Origin of the sequence: Gilliamella sp. W8128 (assembly GCF_016100545.1) — a bacterium.
In the GTDB taxonomy this organism is placed as follows: domain Bacteria; phylum Pseudomonadota; class Gammaproteobacteria; order Enterobacterales; family Orbaceae; genus Gilliamella; species Gilliamella apis.
In genome coordinates this window covers 237894-256886 of sequence record NZ_JACFSE010000001.1, presented here as the reverse complement: position 1 = coordinate 256886, position 18993 = coordinate 237894, and the positions used below count along the sequence as shown (strand labels likewise).

Below are 18993 nucleotides of genomic sequence, written 5' to 3'. Positions count from 1 at the left end.
ATTTTCGCAAAAGTTTTGATTATTGTCTATTTACTTGTCGGCCGATTGATTAAGTTCTGTTAAAATCTGTTGATATTGTTGATCCACATCCGTAATAACCGAGCAAATATGAGCATCAAAGGCTTTAAGTTTTGGTTTTTGAGCCTTCCATTCATTTTTCGAAATATCTTTAATCGCAGCTATGTTTTTAAACAAATTAAAATCTAAAATACTACCACCAATAACATTATAAAAAATACGTTCACCAATATCATGCCCATCTTTTTTCAATTTATTAAAATTTTGATAATAAAATTTTGTGCTGCCATTCTCGCTAATAAGAGAGCCATGTAATAGTTTCACTAATCTTTTATATAATTTATTTAACTCGCTATGCAGTTCACGATCATCACTCAACTTTTTGGTGATTGCCTGATCAAAAGCGACTTTCACTTCAGACAATAAGCTTAATGATTGCTGCTCTAGTTGAGGTAATTGTGAGCGTAAACCTTTCTCAAACTGATCAAGCTTTTTTCGCAATGATGGATTTGGTGATATTATTTTTTTATTTAATATCACCTGGCCATCATTCATAATAGATAAATCATTTGATTTATTATATATATGGATACTGTCTTTATTTATCACAATATCGTAACTTGGTTTTACAGGGCACTCTTTTTGTGCTGCAAAAGTAGCTATCGATAAAGTTAATGACAAAATAAATATCATTTTTTTTAACATACTGACATCCATTTAATGGTTGAAATTAAAATTATAGCGAGTAATATCAAATTAGCACTATTTTTGAGGCTTAAAACCCCCTTTCCTCAAAATTTTTTTGTCATAACAGACAAAATACTCGATAAAGTATCTAAATGATTAAAACGTATACCTTGCTAACTTTGCAAGCGTAATGTCAATAGGTATAATCTATTATATCAACTAGATTTAACTACTTTTTTTTATTTAAAACTGAAGTATAGTTAATCCAACAATTAAATTTAACTATTAGAGGTGAACTATGTATGCTGTAATTTTCGGACGTCAAGGATGTCCATATTGTGTGCGAGCTAAAGAGTTAGCAGAAAAATTATCACAAGAACGAGACGACTTTTCATATCGTTACGTTGATATCAATGCTGAAGGTATTACCAAAGAAGATCTTTCAAAAAGTGTTGGTAAACCGGTCGAAACCGTACCCCAAATTTTTATCGATGAAAAACCAATTGGTGGTTGTACTGACTTTGAAGCCTATGCCAAAGCTAATTTGGGATTATTTCAAGAATAAGCAGTAAACCTAATTTCACAGCAGATAACGCATTTCGATCGCTTATCTGCTGTCATCGACCTGGTAATTTTTGCCATGTAACTTCATTGCGCAAATATGTTGGCTCAACATCTTCAACTTTAACCACTTCCTTTCTTAACCATTTTTGCTGGGCGATAACCACCAAATCTTGTGCTTCAGGTAATAACACTTCACTTGATTTAATCATTGCTAACATATTAGGATAAGTTTGCCAACCAGTGCCAGCCGAATAATCATCATTATCAATATGTTGGATTTTAGTTACCACATCCTCAGGTTTAATCACACATTCAGGAATGATCGCTTGCCATTGTTGATCTTGATAATGGTATTGTCCTAAATAGACTTCTCCCATTCTAGCATCTATTGCTGGAATAACCTTAGTTGCACGTTTAGTTCTATAAGCACCTTGTGCTAAAGTTTGCAATGTCGATACAGCTATCATTGGAACATCAATACCAAGCGCTAAACCTTGAGCCACTCCAATCCCTATTCGCACTCCAGTAAAGCTACCAGGACCTTGAGCAAAAGCAATAGCATCTAGTTGTGAAAGACTACACCCAGCTTGATGCAAAATTTTATCCACCATGGGTAAGATTTTTTTGGTGTGATCTCGCTCTGAAATAATGAAATCATGAATGATTTCATTTTGATAGAATAATGCGACGGAACAAGCTTCTGTTGAAGTATCAATGGCTAAAATAGTACTCATTTGTTTTCCAAATTATCAGGTTCATCGTTAGATAATAAAAAATCGATTACCTTGTTAACATCTCGGGTTCTTGGTGATGGCGGTAAACTATTAATAAACGTTGCACCATAAGGGCGCATCACTAATCGATTATCACAAATTATAATTGCTCCTCGATCATTATGATGACGGATCAATCGCCCCACCCCCTGTTTTAGGGTAATAACAGCTTCAGGTAATTGCACTTCATTAAAGGCATCACCACCTTGCATTTGGCAATCCTCCATGCGTGCTTTCATTAAAGGATCATCAGGTGAAGTAAAAGGTAATTTATCTATAATAACACAAGAAAGTGTGTCGCCTCTAACATCGATTCCTTCCCAAAAACTGCTAGTTGCAATTAATAGAGCGTTACCACTATGAATAAATTGCTCCAATAATTTTACTTTACTGGTATCACCTTGAACTAACACAGGTAATTTAGTCAATTCTCGAAATTGTGTCGCTAAAGCATTCATCATGGCATATGAAGTACAGAGGAAAAAGCAGCGTCCTTTGTTAGCTTCAATAACAGGTAATAGAATATTAACTAATTTTTCAGCATTACCTTGCTCATTTGGTGATGGTATATAACGTGGCACACACAATATTGTCTGGTTGTTATAGTCGAAAGGGCTTTCTAAAATCAATGAGTCAGAATTAGTTAACCCTAAACGTTTGGTGAAATAATCTAATTGATTATCGACTGATAAGGTTGCTGATGTAAAGATCCAGCTTCCTTTGCGCTCGATTAATAACTCTGCAAATTTATCAGCTACCGACAATGGTGTTAATGCAAAGAGAAAAGAACTATATGAACTCTCATACCAATAACTAAAACCAGATACATGTGTTTCTGTTAGACGCTTCAATAATAATTGATACTGGTTAACACGATCAAAACAATTATCTAACGTGGTAGAGCGCCCTATCGCTAATAAAAGTACTTCTTTGCAAAAATCAAGAGCATCAAATAAATAAGATAATTCTTTTTTAATGTTAGCTTGATTAAATAGATAACGCAGGTTGCCTTTATTATTTTGCTGATTTATTAATAATCGTAAATCTTGGGTACATTTTTGCAGTTTATCAGCACATTGCTGTAACTGAGACATATCTTTGACTTCGGTTCGATAAGCTAAATTTATCTCTTTGGCTAAATCAAACAATTGTCGGCTGGTTAACTGTTCCCCAAAATAGTGGCATGCCAGGTCTGGCAGTTGATGAGCTTCATCGAATATCATTACATCAGCTTTAGGAATCAGTTCGCCAAACCCAGTATCTTTTACCACTACATCAGCTAAAAACAGATGATGATTGACCACAACAATATCAGCATTTAACGCTCGCTTACGAGCTTTAACCACATAACAATCATTATAGTGCTCGCATTCACTGCCTAAACAATTATCGTTAGTGCTAGTTAAAATTGGCCAAATTGGATTATCTTCGGTTACCGTTGTACATTTACTAATATCACCGTCTTTAGTTTTAATCGACCAATTTTTTACGCGGACAAGATCTGTACGTAAATTCTTATCTAAATCGCCTGCTGCCGCATATTGGTGATACATACGCTCTAAACAAAGATAATTGGCTCGACCTTTAAGAAGTGAAATTTTACCGGTATAGTTCAAAGCTTTTTTGATAATCGGCAAATCTTTACTATACAACTGTTCTTGTAGATTTTTCGAGCCAGTTGAAATGATGACTTTCTTCTCACTTCGTAATGCTGGAACTAAATAAGCAAAGGTTTTACCTGTACCGGTTCCCGCTTCAACCACCAGTGATTGTTGTGCTTGTATTGCTTTAGTGACTTTGTTTGCCATCTGTTTTTGTGGCGTTCTTGCAACAAAGCCATCAATAGCTGTCGCAAGTAAACCATTTTCTGCAAAATCATCAATCACTTAAAATACACCTAATCAAAAGATAAGCCCTATTTATATACTTTAGAAAATTTGTTAAAGAAATAATTAACGTTAGTAAAATATAACGCCCTCATAAAATTGGCATGAAACAATAGTCATTAAATTGGATAATTAACCATTTTTATAATAAAAAAGCACTATAATTATTTACATTTGTTTATGAATTAAATTTTTACCTATTTATTATAAATATAATTTCATAGTAATACTATTTTATACAAGATAATATCCTTTGACTAAATTCTTCATTATCAACTTTACTTAAAAAAGATTTGTAAAATACAATTTGTTTGGCATTTGGATTATTAGGAGACCATAGCTGATCGTAACAATATGGTAATTCAACCAATAAATTATTCTTTTTTAAATAGGATTTATCAACTAAATTATTACATGCATTACGATAGTATTCCTTCCACTTTTTCCGCATAGTTAAATTAATATCATCTGTTTTTTCAAATAATATTGATTCTGAATAAATTGTTAAACATGGTAAACCAAATGCTGAAGTTATGTGAACAATGGAAGTATCAACCGTTACAACATATGACGCTTCTTTTATTAGAGCAATAACATCTAAAATAGAGTTTGATTGGAATTTTAATCCTAAATTTGGATCAATATTTTTAAGTTTATTTTGTTCACCAATAAAAACAATTGTATGATCTGGCTTTATTTTTTTTAATATTTCAACGAGATATTCCATTTGCCATTGAGATAATTCTCGTTTTTTTGCTCCGCCAAAAGGATTAATAATTACAAATTTAGCTATATTATATTTTGTTATAAATTCATTAATATACTTTTTATTATCTTCAGCAATATATAAATCATAGCTTTTATCATAGTTTTGAATATTTATATAATCGTATATTTTATTCAATTGATTGGTAATATGTGAATCATTGTTATAATAAGGAATTGAAATATTATATGATTTCACATTACTTTTATTAAACCCCATTAAATGGGTCGAATTAGTAAATGCACAAAAAATAATTTTTTTCATTTCAAAAGAATAGAAGGGTCTTGTGTCGATTACAAGATCAAAATGAAACTTCCTTATTTTCTTTATTGACTCAAATAAATCTTTATATGAATAATCATTATAACTAAACGTTCCTTTAACATAAGGATTCTTCTTAAGGATTTCTAAACTTGATTGTTGAGATGAAACATAGACATCGTAGCCGGCTAGAGCAAGATTTTTAATCAACGATGTAGTTACAACCATATCACCAATTTTGTCATTACGTGCAATTAAAATTGATTTTATATTTTCAGGATTAAACTTTTCTTTCCTTTTAGGAAAGGAAAACATCACAATTCGATTTAATAAATTTGAAATGTATAATTTAATTTTTTTTCGAATAAATTTTATTTCCCACATAATACGACTCATACTGAAGATTTCCTATAAAACTTAACTATTGTTATTATTTTTTAACATTTTTTAGTAATAAATATTGTGTGAAAAATTTTATTCCTTTAAAAATTTTTCCTTTTTTAAAATAATTTTTTGCATATATACGATAATCATTAACTCTCATTTTAGGCAAATAACTTTGTAAAGGAGTATCATGCCACGGTGTAAAATGTTTATAAAATAAATATAAGTTCTGTGCGAGTCCAACATGCTCTTTATACCAAGGTTTTCTAGCGCCTGTAAAATGTATAATAAATGGTAAAAACTCACTATCATAAAAAAAATTTTGTTTTTCTTCCTCATTCATCCAAGTAAAAAGATAATTCCATTTACTATCAATGTAGAGAACTTTATTATTTAAAACTATGTTTAAAGCATCTTGATCAGGATAGATAAGTTGAGTATTGTCAGAGTTTAATAAAACCTGATTGACTTTACTTTCAATATCATAATCACACCAATTTTTAGTATTAATATATAGAAATCCTGAGTTAAAATAGTTTGTTGAATTTAACTTCAAACGATTAATGTTTTTTTTCAGGTTATTATTATTTAAAGAGTCTGAAACAACCGCACAAACAACTGAATCAATATTAATGCTATTGATAGACGAAATGTCTTTAAAACATAATACATCTGCATCCAAATAAATGAATCGATCAACTTCATGTCTCAATAAGCGTGGAACAAGAAGTCGAATATACATTGATCGATTAATATGCTTTAATTTATGCTCAGTCTGATATTGTTCCAATTGCTCTTTTTCAATAAAATAAGTTTTAATTGGAATATTTAATTTTTTAAATTTTTCTATCTCATTAACAGGTACATCATACAAAAACACATGAAACTGAATATCATTATTCAAATTATTTAATTGGATTGACTTAATAGATATCGCTACAAATTCAAGATAATTTTTATCTGTACAAAAGGCAATATTTATCGTGTTATCTTTCATTCTAAAAAATCCTTATTATAACCTTTAAAATTTTATTTTTAATCAATTACTTAAATTTTATTATTTTTTGATATCACGCCTAACATATCGATAATATATACTGCCCCAAAGCCATACAATTAAATTATTTCGTTTTATGATATTGAATTTTTTTCTATCACTTTTATGTAAGAATTTATCATTAAGACTCATTAAATCATCATTAAGATTATAGTCCTTGTTTAAATAATCACGAATTTCTTTATATTTAAAATCTTTTAAATATTCAGTTAAAAGTCTTATCTTTAATTTAACTAATATAAAATAAACTAGTTGGATAATATCTTTTTTATCTTCTTTATTATAATTCTCTCTTAAATAAGACTGAATTCGTGACCATGTTTTAATATCATTTTCATATAATTCAGCATTATAAATAGAGTTAGTAACTGATTGATTTCTATAAAAATAATTAAACAACTGTTCTTTAACTGTATAAGCTTCAGTTTGACTTATTGCTTTGATAGTAAAAAAAATATCTTCACAAATTTTAAGATCATCATCAAAATAAATACTATTCTGGAGCAAAAAAGAACGCTTAAATAGCATCCCTGAGAAATGGAAGCTTTTCTCAATAAAACTTTTAAGGATATTCCCTTCTTCAAAAGGTAAGATCTCTTCAACAATATTATTTTTTTTAATACGATTAAAGCTACAATAAACTATATTAGAATTTGTTTGTTGCTGACGATTTAACATTTTCTCTAAAAAAGTCGTTGCATAAGTATCATCACTATCTAAAAAACAAATAAACTCCCCTGTTGCATAATTAATGCCTTTATTACGCGTAATTGACACACCAGAATTATCTTGATGAAAAGCTATTGCTTTCTTATTATGTTTGCAATAATTGTCAATAAATTTTCCTGTCCCATCTGTAGATCCATCATCAATAAGTACAATTTGGTAATTTTGATAGGTTTGCGCTTCTACTGATTTCAACGTTTCTTCAATAACATCTATTGTATTGTATGCAGGAATAATAACAGATATAAGTGGGGAATTGTTCATATTAAACCTTAATCATAATTAGCTACACAATATTACTAATAAATTACGCTTTAAAAAACTTATGTTTTAGATATAACACATAATAAAAGAAAGAACGAAAATATTTATGCTGTCGTGATAAATATTTTGAATAACGTCGTGTTGTAGATGGGGAATGATTGTTAGCTAATAGCAGTTTTGTATTTTTCCATGGTGAATTATCTATATATTTTTTATAGATTGGAGTTAAATACAATTTAAACCAAGGTTTACTCCCCGAAGTATAATGTATAATAGTCGCTCCCATTGCGGCTTTTTGTTGATCTTCAAAACCTTGAACTGTTAATAATGTTAAACTATTAAATTTTTTAGGAAGATAATAAATTTTATCTTTTAATAAAATATTTAATACATCTTGATCTGGAAATTTATACTCTATTCCTTCATTTAATAAATTAAGTGCCTGTTCAGTTATATTAGCCTGATTCCAGTTTTCAAGATTATATAGCAACACTCCTGAATTAAAATAACTACCATATTCTAATTGAAATTTTTTACACTGAGAAACTTGAGTGTTTTCAACATCTGCTACGGCCGCAATAATTTTATCATTAATATCTGCATTAAAAATTTCATCTAGCGAGGATAAACATATTGTGTCACTATCAAGATAAAGTAACTTGTTTACATTTTGGGATATAATTAAAGGTGCAATAATACGTAAGCAAGCCGAAATAGGAAAAGATTTCGTATTATTAGAATGAATTCTAAATTTATTATTAATTGAATATTGAGTAATTGAAACAAGATTTGATGAAAGTTCTGCGATTTTAGATTGATTTTCAATACTTACATTTTGCATAAACAAATGAAAATGTAATCCTCTATGAGGATTATTACGAATAATAGAATACATGTTAACACCAGCGGGAAATGCATAATCATCATCAAAGCAAAGCAAAACATGTAATGGATTATCAACTTCTTTAATATTGAAAGCGATAACTTTTTTGTCTTCAACACACCCATTTATATCTATCATTACCAATTCCATCTTATTGAACAATCTAATGTTTTATTTTAAATGAAAATACTCAATTAGCTAAAAATAATTTTTAAATTTGATATATGCAAATTAAAATTGATTCTTTATATAAGTTTTATACATGTAATCCTCATTATTACTGAATTTTTGAACTGCTAAAAAATTTTTCATTATTGCATCTTTTCTGGAGATATAATCATCTTCGCTACACTGTTTGATAATATTTTCTATATTATCAATTTCATTTTCACTAATTCTTATAATACCGTCCTCATCAAAAAACTCACCTATTTTACTTGCTCCAATATAAATAGGGATAGTTTGAGTAGCAAAACAGTTAGTTAATTTTTCAGTAAAACAATAAGGCGATATTTCATTCTCAAAAACAATTGAATAACGGTAATCACGTAAAGTTTCATACGGATCAACAAATTGGCCACCATCAAATGTACCGAAAGTATCTACATTAGGATTATGTTTTAATTTATTTGCCGTTAAAATTCTTTTTAAATGTAGATCACATAATTTTTTATTCGATGATAACATAGATATGTTTTTACTTTTTTCATAAAATAAATCTTGTTGGAATATTTCATCTAGGCTGGGTAACAGAACAAAATCACTGGCAAAAAGTTTTATATCAGCACAAAAAGGCACAAATCGAGCATTTGGTATATCATTTAGTATTTTTTCATCATAAGTGAATATTAAATCAAAATCTTTTTCTAAACCTTGATATTTTGAAAAAATTTCATAACTATCTGGTTTGATACCTTTTGTCTCAACTAAAGCACCAAAACGGCTACTTGGAGACCCCATAGTTTCCAACATTCGTCCATGAGTATAAAGGTGTAGAGGCAGTTCAAAATTATATTTATCCCAATATATTAAATTACTTGTTTGAGCAGAAGCATTGGGCTTATAGTTATCCCTTAAAAAAATAACTCTTAATCTCTCACCTTTTTTATTATAAATTTCAGGTTCAACCGGGCATAATTGAACATTATGTTTATAAATTGGAATATAAATATCTTTATAAACTTTGGCGTTTTTTCTCGTCAAAATATAAGGAGGATTGCTGCCATATTTTTTCTTTAGAAAATATTTCTTTTTTTTGTCTTTTACAAATAAACTAACACAATCAATAACAATCCTGCTGATACTCATTGTACACCTTATATTCCTTAATTTACTCAATAGCTAAATTATTATATTGAATAAACTATAATTGATTTGCTTGATATAATTTTGTATAAATTCCATTTTTTTGGAGCAATTCTTTATGGGTCCCACTTTCAACAATTTCTCCAGAATCAATAACTAATATATTATCGGCATTTTCGATAGTTGATAATCTATGTGCAATAACAATAGATGTTCTTCCTTTCTGTAAATCATTCAGAGCCTTTTGTATTGCATGTTCTGATTCAGTGTCTAATGCTGATGTAGCTTCATCCAAAATTAAAATTGGATTATCTCGTAAAAGTGCACGTGCAATTGCAATTCTTTGCCTTTGCCCTCCTGACAATAATATTCCACTTTCACCTACCTTAGTATCAAAGCCATGTTCACATTGCATAATAAAATCATATGCATAGGCTTTTTTAGCAGCTTCTTCAATCTGTTCTTGAGAATATTCGCCAATTCGTCCATAAGCTATATTATTAGCTATTGTGTCATTAAATAGGTGAACATTTTGAGAAACTAAACCAATTTGGTTGCGTAAACAATATAGTGTGAAATTACGAATGTCATTATCATCAATTAAAATTTCTCCTTTTGAAACATCATAAAATCGAGTTATTAGGCTAGCTATTGTTGATTTACCTGATCCTGAGCGCCCGACTAATGCAACCATTTTTCCAGCAGGTACAGAGAAGCTAATATCCTTTAGAGCTAAATCTTGTCTGGTTTCATAACCGAAAGAAACATTCTTAAATGAGATATTCCCTTGCACACGATCTACATTAATAATGCCCTTATCAACCTCACGTGGTTGTTCAAAAATTAAAAATAATGTTTGACATGCTGCCATCCCTTTTTGGAAGTTTGCATTAACACTGGTTAAATTTTTGATAGGTTGCATTAGTGCAACTAACGATGAAAAAACAACTGTAAATTCGCCTGGTGTAATATTTAAACTTGGATCACTCGCTGTTAGTAGTACAAAAGCAATAGCTAATGAAATAACAGATTGAATGATTGGTGTCGATAATGCCGAAACTGAAACTAACCGCATACCATCCCGACGAAATTTATTATTTACCTTTTCAAAATTTTTAGATTCTTCTTCTTGAGCACCGAATACAATAATCTCTCTATGTCCTTTTAACATTTGTTCTACTGACATAGTGACATTACCCATTGAGTTTTGCATGCTCTTTGCTAACTTTCTAAATTTGACGGAAATAAAAGTAATCAACGCTATTACAATAGGAGTAACTATAATTAAAGATAATGATAGTTGCCAGCTATTGTAAAACATAGTATAAAATAACCCACAAATAAACGCTGATTCACGAATAATGGTAATTAAAGCATCAGAAGAAGATGCTGCAACTTGATCCGTATCGTAGGTAATTTGCGATAATAATCTTCCTGTTGATGATCTATCAAAAAAGCTAACAGGAGCATCAACATAATGAGCAAAGAGTCGCTGACGAATACGCATTATGATTTTACCGGAAATAAATGCTAATAAGACTGAATAGCCATAATTAGCCATCCCTCTAATCAACACTAATCCAAATATATATAAAGGCGCCATATATAGAAACTCTTGGTCATTCATAGAAAAACCCAAATCTAGTAAAGGACGCAATAAACCAATCAATGAAGTATCAGCGAATGCACTAACAATTAACAACATTATTGATATGAACAACACAAACTTATGCTGTGTAATATATGGCCATAGCTTTAAAAAAGTTCGCCAAGTTGATATATCTTGATCAAGGTTTTTATGTTTATTACTCATATTGTTATTTATTTAATAAATTAATTATTTTATGAATTAAATTGCATTTTATGCATTAATGCATAAATACCATCTAGTCTAATAAGTGTCTGATGATTTCCATCTTCAATAATTCTTCCATTATCAATCACTAAAATACGATCTGCTTTTTCAATTGTGGACAATCGGTGGGCAATAATGATTGAAGTTCGGTTCTTCTGTAATAATTCTATAGCTTCTTGTACAAGTCGTTCAGATTCATTATCTAGTGCAGATGTCGCTTCATCCAAAATTAAAATTGGATTATTGCGTAATAATACTCTAGCAATTGCGATACGCTGACGTTGCCCGCCTGACAATAAAATACCATTATCGCCAATTTCGGTATCTATGCCTTTTTCTAACTTATCAATAAACTCCATAGCATTAGCTAATTTAGCAGCATTAATAATCTCTTCCTTGCTATGCAACCCTCTCTCACCATAAACAATGTTATCGGCAATAGTTCCATTAAATAAATGCACTCGTTGAGAAACATATCCTATTTGGTTACGTAACGATTTTAATGTGTAATCTTTAATATTAATATCATCAATAAGGATTTGACCTTTTTCTAAATCGTAGAATCTAGGAATTAAACTTGCAATAGTTGACTTACCAGCTCCCGATCTACCTACTAAAGCAATAGTTTGTCCAGCCTCAATTCTAAAATTAATATCATTAAGTATAGGATTATTGCCTGATGGATATTGATAGGTTACATCTTTAAATTCAATATTTCCTTTAACATTTTTAGCTACGATTTTACCGCTATCATCTTCAAGTGGAGTGCCTAAAAGTCCAAATAAAGATTCACATGCAACAGCACCTTTTTGTAATTCGACGTGTAAACTGGTTAATTCTCTTAAAGGTCGCATTACTGCAATCATAGCAGAAAAAACGACAGTAAAAGAACCTGGCGTAATATCTAAACTTTGACTTGCAACTAAAAATAATATAAATCCTAAACCTAAAGTTGCAATCATTTGCACAATCGGTGTTGATAATCGTGATATTAATTCTATTTTTAACATATCACATCTAAATATATTGGTAATTTTGTTAAAATTAGTTTTCTCAAATTCTTTAGCATTAAAAACCAAAACATCTTTGTGCCCTTTCAGCATCTCATCAGCAGCAGTGGTAATTTCACCCATCCCTTTTTGCATGGACATCAATTTTTTCCTAAATTTCTTAGCAATAAATTGCGCAACCCAAATAATAAATGGTACCAATATAATTAACACTAATGCTAATTTCCAATTACCATAAAACATAACAACACATAACCCAATGGCATAAGTTATTTCACGAACCAATATAATCAAGGCATCAGATGAAGCTTTAGATAACATTTGTGTGTTATAAGTTATGATAGATACAAGATCACCAACAGTTTGTTTATCATGAAAACTTACTGGGCATTTTACAAGATGATCAAATATCATTTGTCTAAATTTAGTTATAACTTTTCCTGATAACCAAGAGAGACAATATGTAGAAGCGTAATTTGATAATCCTCTTAATGCAATTAACCCAATGATCGATATAGCGATGATAATTAATAAAGAATAATTTTTATCCATTAAACCATTATCAAGTAAAGGTTTAGTCAAAGATATTAAAGCCGAATCAGTAACCGCATTTAATAAAAGCCCTAGTACTGCAATAAATAAAGCTTTTTTAAACGGTTTAACGAATGGCCACAGTTGTACAAGTGTATTCAGAGAATTATATTTCTTAGACATAATAAAAAGTGAATTTCTAATTTAATATTTATTATACTATAAATGAGGGACGTCTCGTTAGTTTAATTATTTTATAACAACCGCCTTTTACTTATAAAGTGAATAATCTTAATAAATTGGAATGCAAAATAAAATTTTAATCTAGTTTAAAGAATGAGTTATCTAAATAATTAGATGTATAATATTCTATCTTTGTTCATAATAAAAAGATACAATATTAACATTTTTTACAATTAATTAGATCAAGTATGAACATTACCGCGATAGTCATCTTATATAACTCATTAATAAAAAATTCTGAAACTATACAATCATTATTAAACACTGAAAAAACAGATACTAATTTAAATCTAATCATTTGGAATAATGGTCCTCAACAGCTTGATATTAATGAATGTGAAGAATTTAAATCTAAATTTAACAAACTTGGTGTTCAGCTTTCAATATATGAAGACACAAACAATATAGCATTGAGTAAAATCTATAATTTTTTTATTAACAAGGAAAATTACGATTTTTTTTCAATCCTAGATCAAGATTCAGTTTTAGCTTCTGACTTCTTTAAAAATATATTATTAAATAATAATTTTGATATTATTGTTCCTTCTATCTATTCTGCTGGATGGCGAACAAAAGAAAATTCACTTTGCTTTCCTACTTATTCGCAAACTGAAAAATTATTAGATAAAAATATCTTTAAGATGGGTGAAATAGAATCTATTTCTTCTGGATTAACATTATCACATAAGTTAATAGATTATCTAAAGAGTACGAGAACGCATATATTTAATGAGTATTACGCTTTATATGCTATAGATACATGTTTTTTTATTGATTTGAAATCATTAAGCAAAACAACGTTTAAAGGGTTATGTATTGGGAAAATCAATCATTCTTTAAATTTTAATTTACAAGATAGAACCAAAATTAGTCCATCAAGAAAACTTGAAATGGAATATTCAAAAGTATTGAATAAATTATTTTATGATAATAAAAATAGTATAAATGTATTTTTATATTTACTAAGAAGGTTCGTCAGAAAAGAATACTCTTTAACTATTTTTTTAAATCTATTTAAATGTTTAGTAACTCGAAAACATCCTAGATCTCGTATACCTATGAAAACAAAACAGTTATTATAAATTTATTCGAGGGATCACATGTCTCAACGCCTTGTTCCAATCTGATCCCGAAATACCAGTTAATAAATTTATTTTCTGCATATCTAGAACAGAATATAAAGGTCTACATGCCTTTGTAGGATAATCTTTGGTTAAAATTGGTGAAACATTAACCGGTGATTTTTTAATTGTTGAATTTAATTGTTGTTCAATATCAAAAATACGTTTAGCAAATTCATACCAACTGACAGACTGATCCCCACAATAATGATAAATACCACCGGGAATATTCTTTTCAAGTATATCAAAAATTGTTAATGCTATATCGCCAGCATAGGTTGGATTACCTATTTGATCATTAATTACAGACAGTTCGGTTCTTGTTTTAGATAATTTTAACATCGTTTTGACGAAGTTATTACCATATTCGCTAAAAACCCAAGATGTCCTAATAATAATTGAAGATGGATAATTATTTAGAACAGTAATTTCTCCATCGCGTTTTGTTTTGCCATAAATATTAATAGGATTAGTTACGTCATTTTCAATATAAGGAATATTTTGATTGCCATCAAAAACATAATCTGTAGAAATATGAATGAGTTTTATATTATACTTTTTTGCTACAATTGCTAAATTTTGTGGTCCAATAACATTAATTTGATTAGCTAACGTTGGTTCGTCTTCAGCTCTATCAACTGCTGTATAAGCAGCTGAATTTATAATCACATCAGGTTTATATTTATTAATAATAGCTTCAATAGCTAAATTGTCAGTTATATCAAGTTGTTGTCTATCAGTATTAATTAATTCATAATTCAAGGGACATATAGCTTTTATACAATTACCTAATTGACCATTAGCACCTGTTAACAAAACTTTCATATGCCTATACTAACTCCATTAATGTTTTACCCTGTTTATCTTTAGTTGATAATATTGGATTTGTAACTGGCCAATCAATATTCACTGTAGGATCATTCCACAATAAACTTTCTTCTGACTTGGGATCATAGTAATTTGTACACTTATATTCAAAATCTGCAATATCAGATAAAACAACAAATCCATGAGCAAGTCCAGGCGGGATCCATAGTTGTGTTTTATTTTCCTCGGATAAAATAATACTTACCCATTTACCAAAAGTTTTTGAATCTTTGCGAATATCAACAACTACATCATATACTTGCCCTCTTACTACTCTGACTAATTTTCCTTGAGGATTTTGTTTTTGAAAATGTAGACCTCTTAGAACACCTTTCTGAGAACGTGAATGATTATCTTGTACAAAATTAAAATTTATATCTAACATTTGTTGATAACGTTTCTGTTCAAAAGTTTCAAGAAAAAAACCTCTTTCATCACCAAATACTTTGGGTTTAACAATTTTTACATCCGGAATTTCTGTTTCAGTTACTTGCATTCATTTACCTACTACTGTTCTAATAATCTAGCTAAATATTGACCATACATTGTTTTACCTAAGTGTACAGTTTCTTCTTTAACTTGTTCTATACTTAACCAACCATTACGATATGCAATCTCTTCAAGACAAGCCACTTTTAAGCCTTGTCGTTTTTCAATAACTTGAACAAAAGATGATGCTTCTAATAAACTGTCATGAGTTCCTGTATCAAGCCATGCGAACCCTCTTCCGAGGATCTCAACATTTAATAATCCTGCTTCTAAATACATTTGATTAAGCGTAGTTATTTCCAATTCACCTCTATTTGACGGTTTGACCTGTTTTGCCATCTCAACAACATTTTCATCATAAAAGTAAAGTCCAGTAACTGCCCAATTGGATTTTGGTTTTATTGGTTTTTCTTCAATTGATAATGCTTTAAAATTTTTATCAAAATCAACAACACCAAAACGTTCCGGATCAATCACTTGATAACCAAAAATTGTTGCACCTGTCTTTTGAGATACAACTTTTTCTAATTTTTTACCGAAACTCTCACCAAAAAATAAGTTATCCCCCAAAATTAAGCTACATTTTTGACCATTAATAAATTCTTCACCTATCAAAAATGCTTGTGCTAAGCCTTCAGGTCTAGGTTGTTCAGCAAAACTAAGTTTGATACCAAATCGCGAGCCATCACCTAATAATCGCTTAAACATAGGTAAATCATCAGGGGTAGAAATGATTAAAATGTCACGTATACCAGCTAACATGAATACTGATAAAGGGTAATAAATCATTGGTTTATCATATATAGGGAGTAACTGTTTTGATATACCTCGAGTAATTGGATATAAACGAGTTCCCGATCCACCTGCAAGTACTATTCCTTTCATATAATTTAACCTATTATTTTAATATACCTTGTCTAAATCTAGCATATGAACCATCTTTAATATGATCACACCAAGCTTGATTGTTTAAATACCATTCAACTGTTTTTCGCATACCACTCTCGAAAGTTTCTTGTGGTTTCCAACCTAAATCACAATGTATTTTAGAAGCATCTATAGCATATCGTTGATCATGACCTGGTCTATCTGTTACATTTATAATAAGCTCTTTATAAGATTTAACATTAGTTGGTTTATTTGGTACTAATTCTTCAAGTAGTTCACAAATTATATTAACAACATCGATATTTTTTCGTTCATTATGTCCACCGATATTATATGTTTCACCAATTTTCGCCTGAGTTGCAACGAGATAAAGCGCTTTAGCATGATCTTCAACATACAACCAATCTCTAATTTGTTGTCCATTGCCATAAACGGGTAAAGGCTTACCTTCTAAAGCATTTAAAATCATTAACGGAATTAACTTTTCTGGAAAATGATAAGGTCCATAATTATTAGAACAATTAGTAATCACCGTTGGTAATCCAAAAGTTCTATACCAAGCTCGAACAAGGTGATCACTTGATGCTTTTGATGCAGAATAAGGACTACTTGGTGAATAAGGAGTTTTTTCTGTAAATAAATCTGTTGTTCCATGCAAATCACCATAAACTTCATCTGTCGAAATATGATGAAAACGAAAATTTGCCTTTCTGGTAGAATCTATATTTTTCCAGTATGCTAAAGACTCTTCTAAAAGAGAAAAAGTACCTATTACATTAGTTTCTATAAATGTGGATGGATTATCAATAGAACGATCAACATGACTTTCAGCAGCCAAATGCATGATAATATCAGGTTGAAAATCTGTTATTGCTCTCCTTAGGGAATTTCTATCACAAATATCAATTTGCTTAAAATAAAATCGATTACTTTTAGATACTTCATCTAAAGACTCTAAATTTCCAGCATAAGTTAATTTATCGATAACTAATACTTCATCTTCCGTTTTTTCTATAATATATCTAACAACAGCAGAGCCAATAAATCCAGCACCACCAGTTACAATCAATTTCATTTATCTTCCCTCTTAAAAAACTATTATAAAATGATAATAACAAAGTAAATAAATAGCAATATTATATATAGATAATCCTTACATTTTTAATATAAATCTTAATATAGTAATTTGAGCTAAGAATTTATATTAACAATTATGTAGTGCATATGGTAAAATGATATTTAACTTTTTTAATTTTTAATTTTTAATTATGAGAATAAATCTCTTAACAGTTTTATATAATTCTTCTCTATCTGATTCGATCACATTAAAATCACTTCTAGATACAAAATTAGACAATATAGAGTTGAATTTGATTATTTGGAATAATGGACCTACGTTACTTGAAGAAAAAGATATTAATGATTATTTAATTAAAAGCAAAGACAAAGGTATAGTAACATCCATTTATCAAGATATACGTAATTTATCATTAAGCAAAATATATAATAATTTTATTTATAAGACTAATTACGATTTTTTTGTTATTTTTGACCAAGATTCTAAAATCGATCCATCTTTTTTTGAAAATATTCATGGTAATTCGCAATATGCTTTGATTTGCCCAGCTATTTATCCACAAAAAAATAAAGGTATTCATCAATTTCCTTCAGATTATGAGCAAAAAGAGATAATAACTCCATTAGGTGAATTTACATTAGGTGATATCCGCACTATAAATTCGGGAACTGCTATTTCAAAAAATTTGGTTAATACATTAATTTCGATTAATAATTATGTTTTTGATGAAAAATTTGCTTTTTACCATACTGACCATAGATTTTTTGATTTAATTCATGACACTCCTCAATCGGCTAATTTAAAAGGAATATGTATTGGTCAAATGCAGCATGACATGACCTGTGAGCTTTCATTAGGAGAACTTAGTGAAAGAGCAAGGCTTGAAATAGCATACGCTAAAATGTTATTAAGAATGTTTCGAAAACAAAATCCAAAAAAACAAATTAGACGCAACTTATTTTATGCATATAAAATGAAGAAAAAAGATAATTTGAATTTTATAAGTTTTTTAAAACTTATAAAGTGTGTTATAACAAAACAGCATCCTAGATCTGGGATGAGTATTGAAAAAAATATTAGGCCAACAAATACTAATTTTTAAAAATAACCAAAAAATAATTAATTGATTAAAAATACTATTTATTTTATTTTTTAATCTTCATTGTATTATTAAATACTTCAATAAGATATAATTTGTTAAACTATATCATATAACAACTTGAGGATTGGATAAAAATCAATCCTATTCTTCTATAAGAAATAAACAAAAAAAATTGTTAAAAATTTAATTTATAACTCTATTAATTTTTTCAATATCACCACTAAAAGAATGTTTT

At 29.2% G+C, this 18993-nt stretch carries 17 protein-coding genes; 3 read left to right on the top strand and 14 right to left on the bottom strand.

The features are described 5' to 3' along the window. Nucleotides 1-30: 30 nt before the first annotated feature. On the bottom strand, nucleotides 31-723 hold the full coding sequence (locus tag H3U97_RS01170; RefSeq protein ID WP_198197662.1) for a DUF2884 family protein: 693 nt from the start codon (nucleotides 721-723) through the stop codon (nucleotides 31-33). Nucleotides 724-1003: 280 nt separating this feature from the next. On the opposite strand from H3U97_RS01170, the gene H3U97_RS01165 reads away from it, so the two are divergent. Further along, nucleotides 1004-1270: a GrxA family glutaredoxin gene (locus H3U97_RS01165; protein ID WP_065579308.1), complete on the top strand. Its 267-nt coding sequence runs from the start codon at nucleotides 1004-1006 to the stop codon at nucleotides 1268-1270. A gap of 52 nt (nucleotides 1271-1322) precedes the next feature. On the opposite strand, the gene tsaB is transcribed toward H3U97_RS01165, so the two are convergent. The 9 genes from tsaB to msbA (H3U97_RS01120) all read right to left on the bottom strand — a co-directional run bounded on the left by tsaB (nucleotide 1323) and on the right by msbA (H3U97_RS01120) (nucleotide 13153). Further along, nucleotides 1323-2003, bottom strand: coding sequence for a tRNA (adenosine(37)-N6)-threonylcarbamoyltransferase complex dimerization subunit type 1 TsaB (tsaB, locus tag H3U97_RS01160; protein ID WP_198197660.1), 681 nt, complete (start codon nucleotides 2001-2003; stop codon nucleotides 1323-1325). Then, on the bottom strand, nucleotides 2000-3928 hold the full coding sequence (locus H3U97_RS11520) for an ATP-dependent DNA helicase (RefSeq protein WP_198197658.1): 1929 nt from the start codon (nucleotides 3926-3928) through the stop codon (nucleotides 2000-2002). Before H3U97_RS11520 ends, tsaB begins: the two co-directional genes overlap by 4 nt. Before the next feature lie 229 nt (nucleotides 3929-4157). Further along, nucleotides 4158-5351: a glycosyltransferase family 9 protein gene (locus tag H3U97_RS01150; protein WP_198197656.1), complete on the bottom strand. Its 1194-nt coding sequence runs from the start codon at nucleotides 5349-5351 to the stop codon at nucleotides 4158-4160. A gap of 34 nt (nucleotides 5352-5385) precedes the next feature. Continuing rightward, on the bottom strand, nucleotides 5386-6336 hold the full coding sequence (locus tag H3U97_RS01145; RefSeq protein WP_198197654.1) for a glycosyltransferase family 8 protein: 951 nt from the start codon (nucleotides 6334-6336) through the stop codon (nucleotides 5386-5388). 60 nt (nucleotides 6337-6396) lie between these two features. Continuing rightward, nucleotides 6397-7386, bottom strand: coding sequence for a glycosyltransferase family 2 protein (locus H3U97_RS01140; protein ID WP_198197652.1), 990 nt, complete (start codon nucleotides 7384-7386; stop codon nucleotides 6397-6399). A gap of 43 nt (nucleotides 7387-7429) precedes the next feature. Next, the gene (locus H3U97_RS01135; RefSeq protein WP_198197650.1) at nucleotides 7430-8407 is read right to left on the bottom strand and encodes a glycosyltransferase family 8 protein; all 978 of its coding nucleotides are present in this window, start codon (nucleotides 8405-8407) and stop codon (nucleotides 7430-7432) included. A 93-nt stretch (nucleotides 8408-8500) separates the two neighbouring features. Continuing rightward, a complete protein-coding gene (locus tag H3U97_RS01130; RefSeq protein WP_086357364.1) occupies nucleotides 8501-9577 on the bottom strand; it encodes a glycosyltransferase family 10 domain-containing protein in 1077 nt (358 codons plus the stop codon). 55 nt (nucleotides 9578-9632) lie between these two features. Then, the gene (gene msbA / locus H3U97_RS01125; protein ID WP_065579315.1) at nucleotides 9633-11387 is read right to left on the bottom strand and encodes a lipid A export permease/ATP-binding protein MsbA; all 1755 of its coding nucleotides are present in this window, start codon (nucleotides 11385-11387) and stop codon (nucleotides 9633-9635) included. A gap of 29 nt (nucleotides 11388-11416) precedes the next feature. After that, on the bottom strand, nucleotides 11417-13153 hold the full coding sequence (msbA, locus tag H3U97_RS01120; RefSeq protein ID WP_198191764.1) for a lipid A export permease/ATP-binding protein MsbA: 1737 nt from the start codon (nucleotides 13151-13153) through the stop codon (nucleotides 11417-11419). A 248-nt stretch (nucleotides 13154-13401) separates the two neighbouring features. On the opposite strand from msbA (H3U97_RS01120), the gene H3U97_RS01115 reads away from it, so the two are divergent. Further along, nucleotides 13402-14295 (top strand): glycosyltransferase, encoded by an 894-nt coding sequence (locus H3U97_RS01115; RefSeq protein ID WP_086361231.1) that lies wholly within the window; start codon nucleotides 13402-13404, stop codon nucleotides 14293-14295. Here H3U97_RS01115 and rfbD read toward each other — a convergent pair. The 4 genes from rfbD to rfbB are packed head-to-tail and all read right to left on the bottom strand — an operon-like array spanning nucleotide 14290 to nucleotide 17653. Next, the gene (gene rfbD / locus H3U97_RS01110; RefSeq protein ID WP_198197648.1) at nucleotides 14290-15159 is read right to left on the bottom strand and encodes a dTDP-4-dehydrorhamnose reductase; all 870 of its coding nucleotides are present in this window, start codon (nucleotides 15157-15159) and stop codon (nucleotides 14290-14292) included. The two genes, H3U97_RS01115 and rfbD, sit on opposite strands and share 6 nt — an antisense overlap. A 4-nt stretch (nucleotides 15160-15163) precedes the next feature. Beyond that, the gene (gene rfbC, locus H3U97_RS01105) at nucleotides 15164-15697 is read right to left on the bottom strand and encodes a dTDP-4-dehydrorhamnose 3,5-epimerase (protein WP_198197646.1); all 534 of its coding nucleotides are present in this window, start codon (nucleotides 15695-15697) and stop codon (nucleotides 15164-15166) included. Nucleotides 15698-15708: 11 nt separating this feature from the next. Beyond that, a complete protein-coding gene (gene rfbA / locus H3U97_RS01100) occupies nucleotides 15709-16575 on the bottom strand; it encodes a glucose-1-phosphate thymidylyltransferase RfbA (protein ID WP_198195528.1) in 867 nt (288 codons plus the stop codon). 13 nt (nucleotides 16576-16588) lie between these two features. Further along, nucleotides 16589-17653 carry a dTDP-glucose 4,6-dehydratase gene (gene rfbB / locus H3U97_RS01095; protein ID WP_086362430.1) on the bottom strand — a complete coding sequence of 355 codons (1065 nt, stop codon included), beginning with the start codon at nucleotides 17651-17653 and terminating at the stop codon, nucleotides 16589-16591. A 295-nt stretch (nucleotides 17654-17948) separates the two neighbouring features. Here rfbB and H3U97_RS01090 point away from each other — a divergent pair, with 295 nt between their 5' ends. Beyond that, the gene (locus tag H3U97_RS01090; RefSeq protein ID WP_086361314.1) at nucleotides 17949-18758 is read left to right on the top strand and encodes a hypothetical protein; all 810 of its coding nucleotides are present in this window, start codon (nucleotides 17949-17951) and stop codon (nucleotides 18756-18758) included. Nucleotides 18759-18993: the final 235 nt, after the last annotated feature.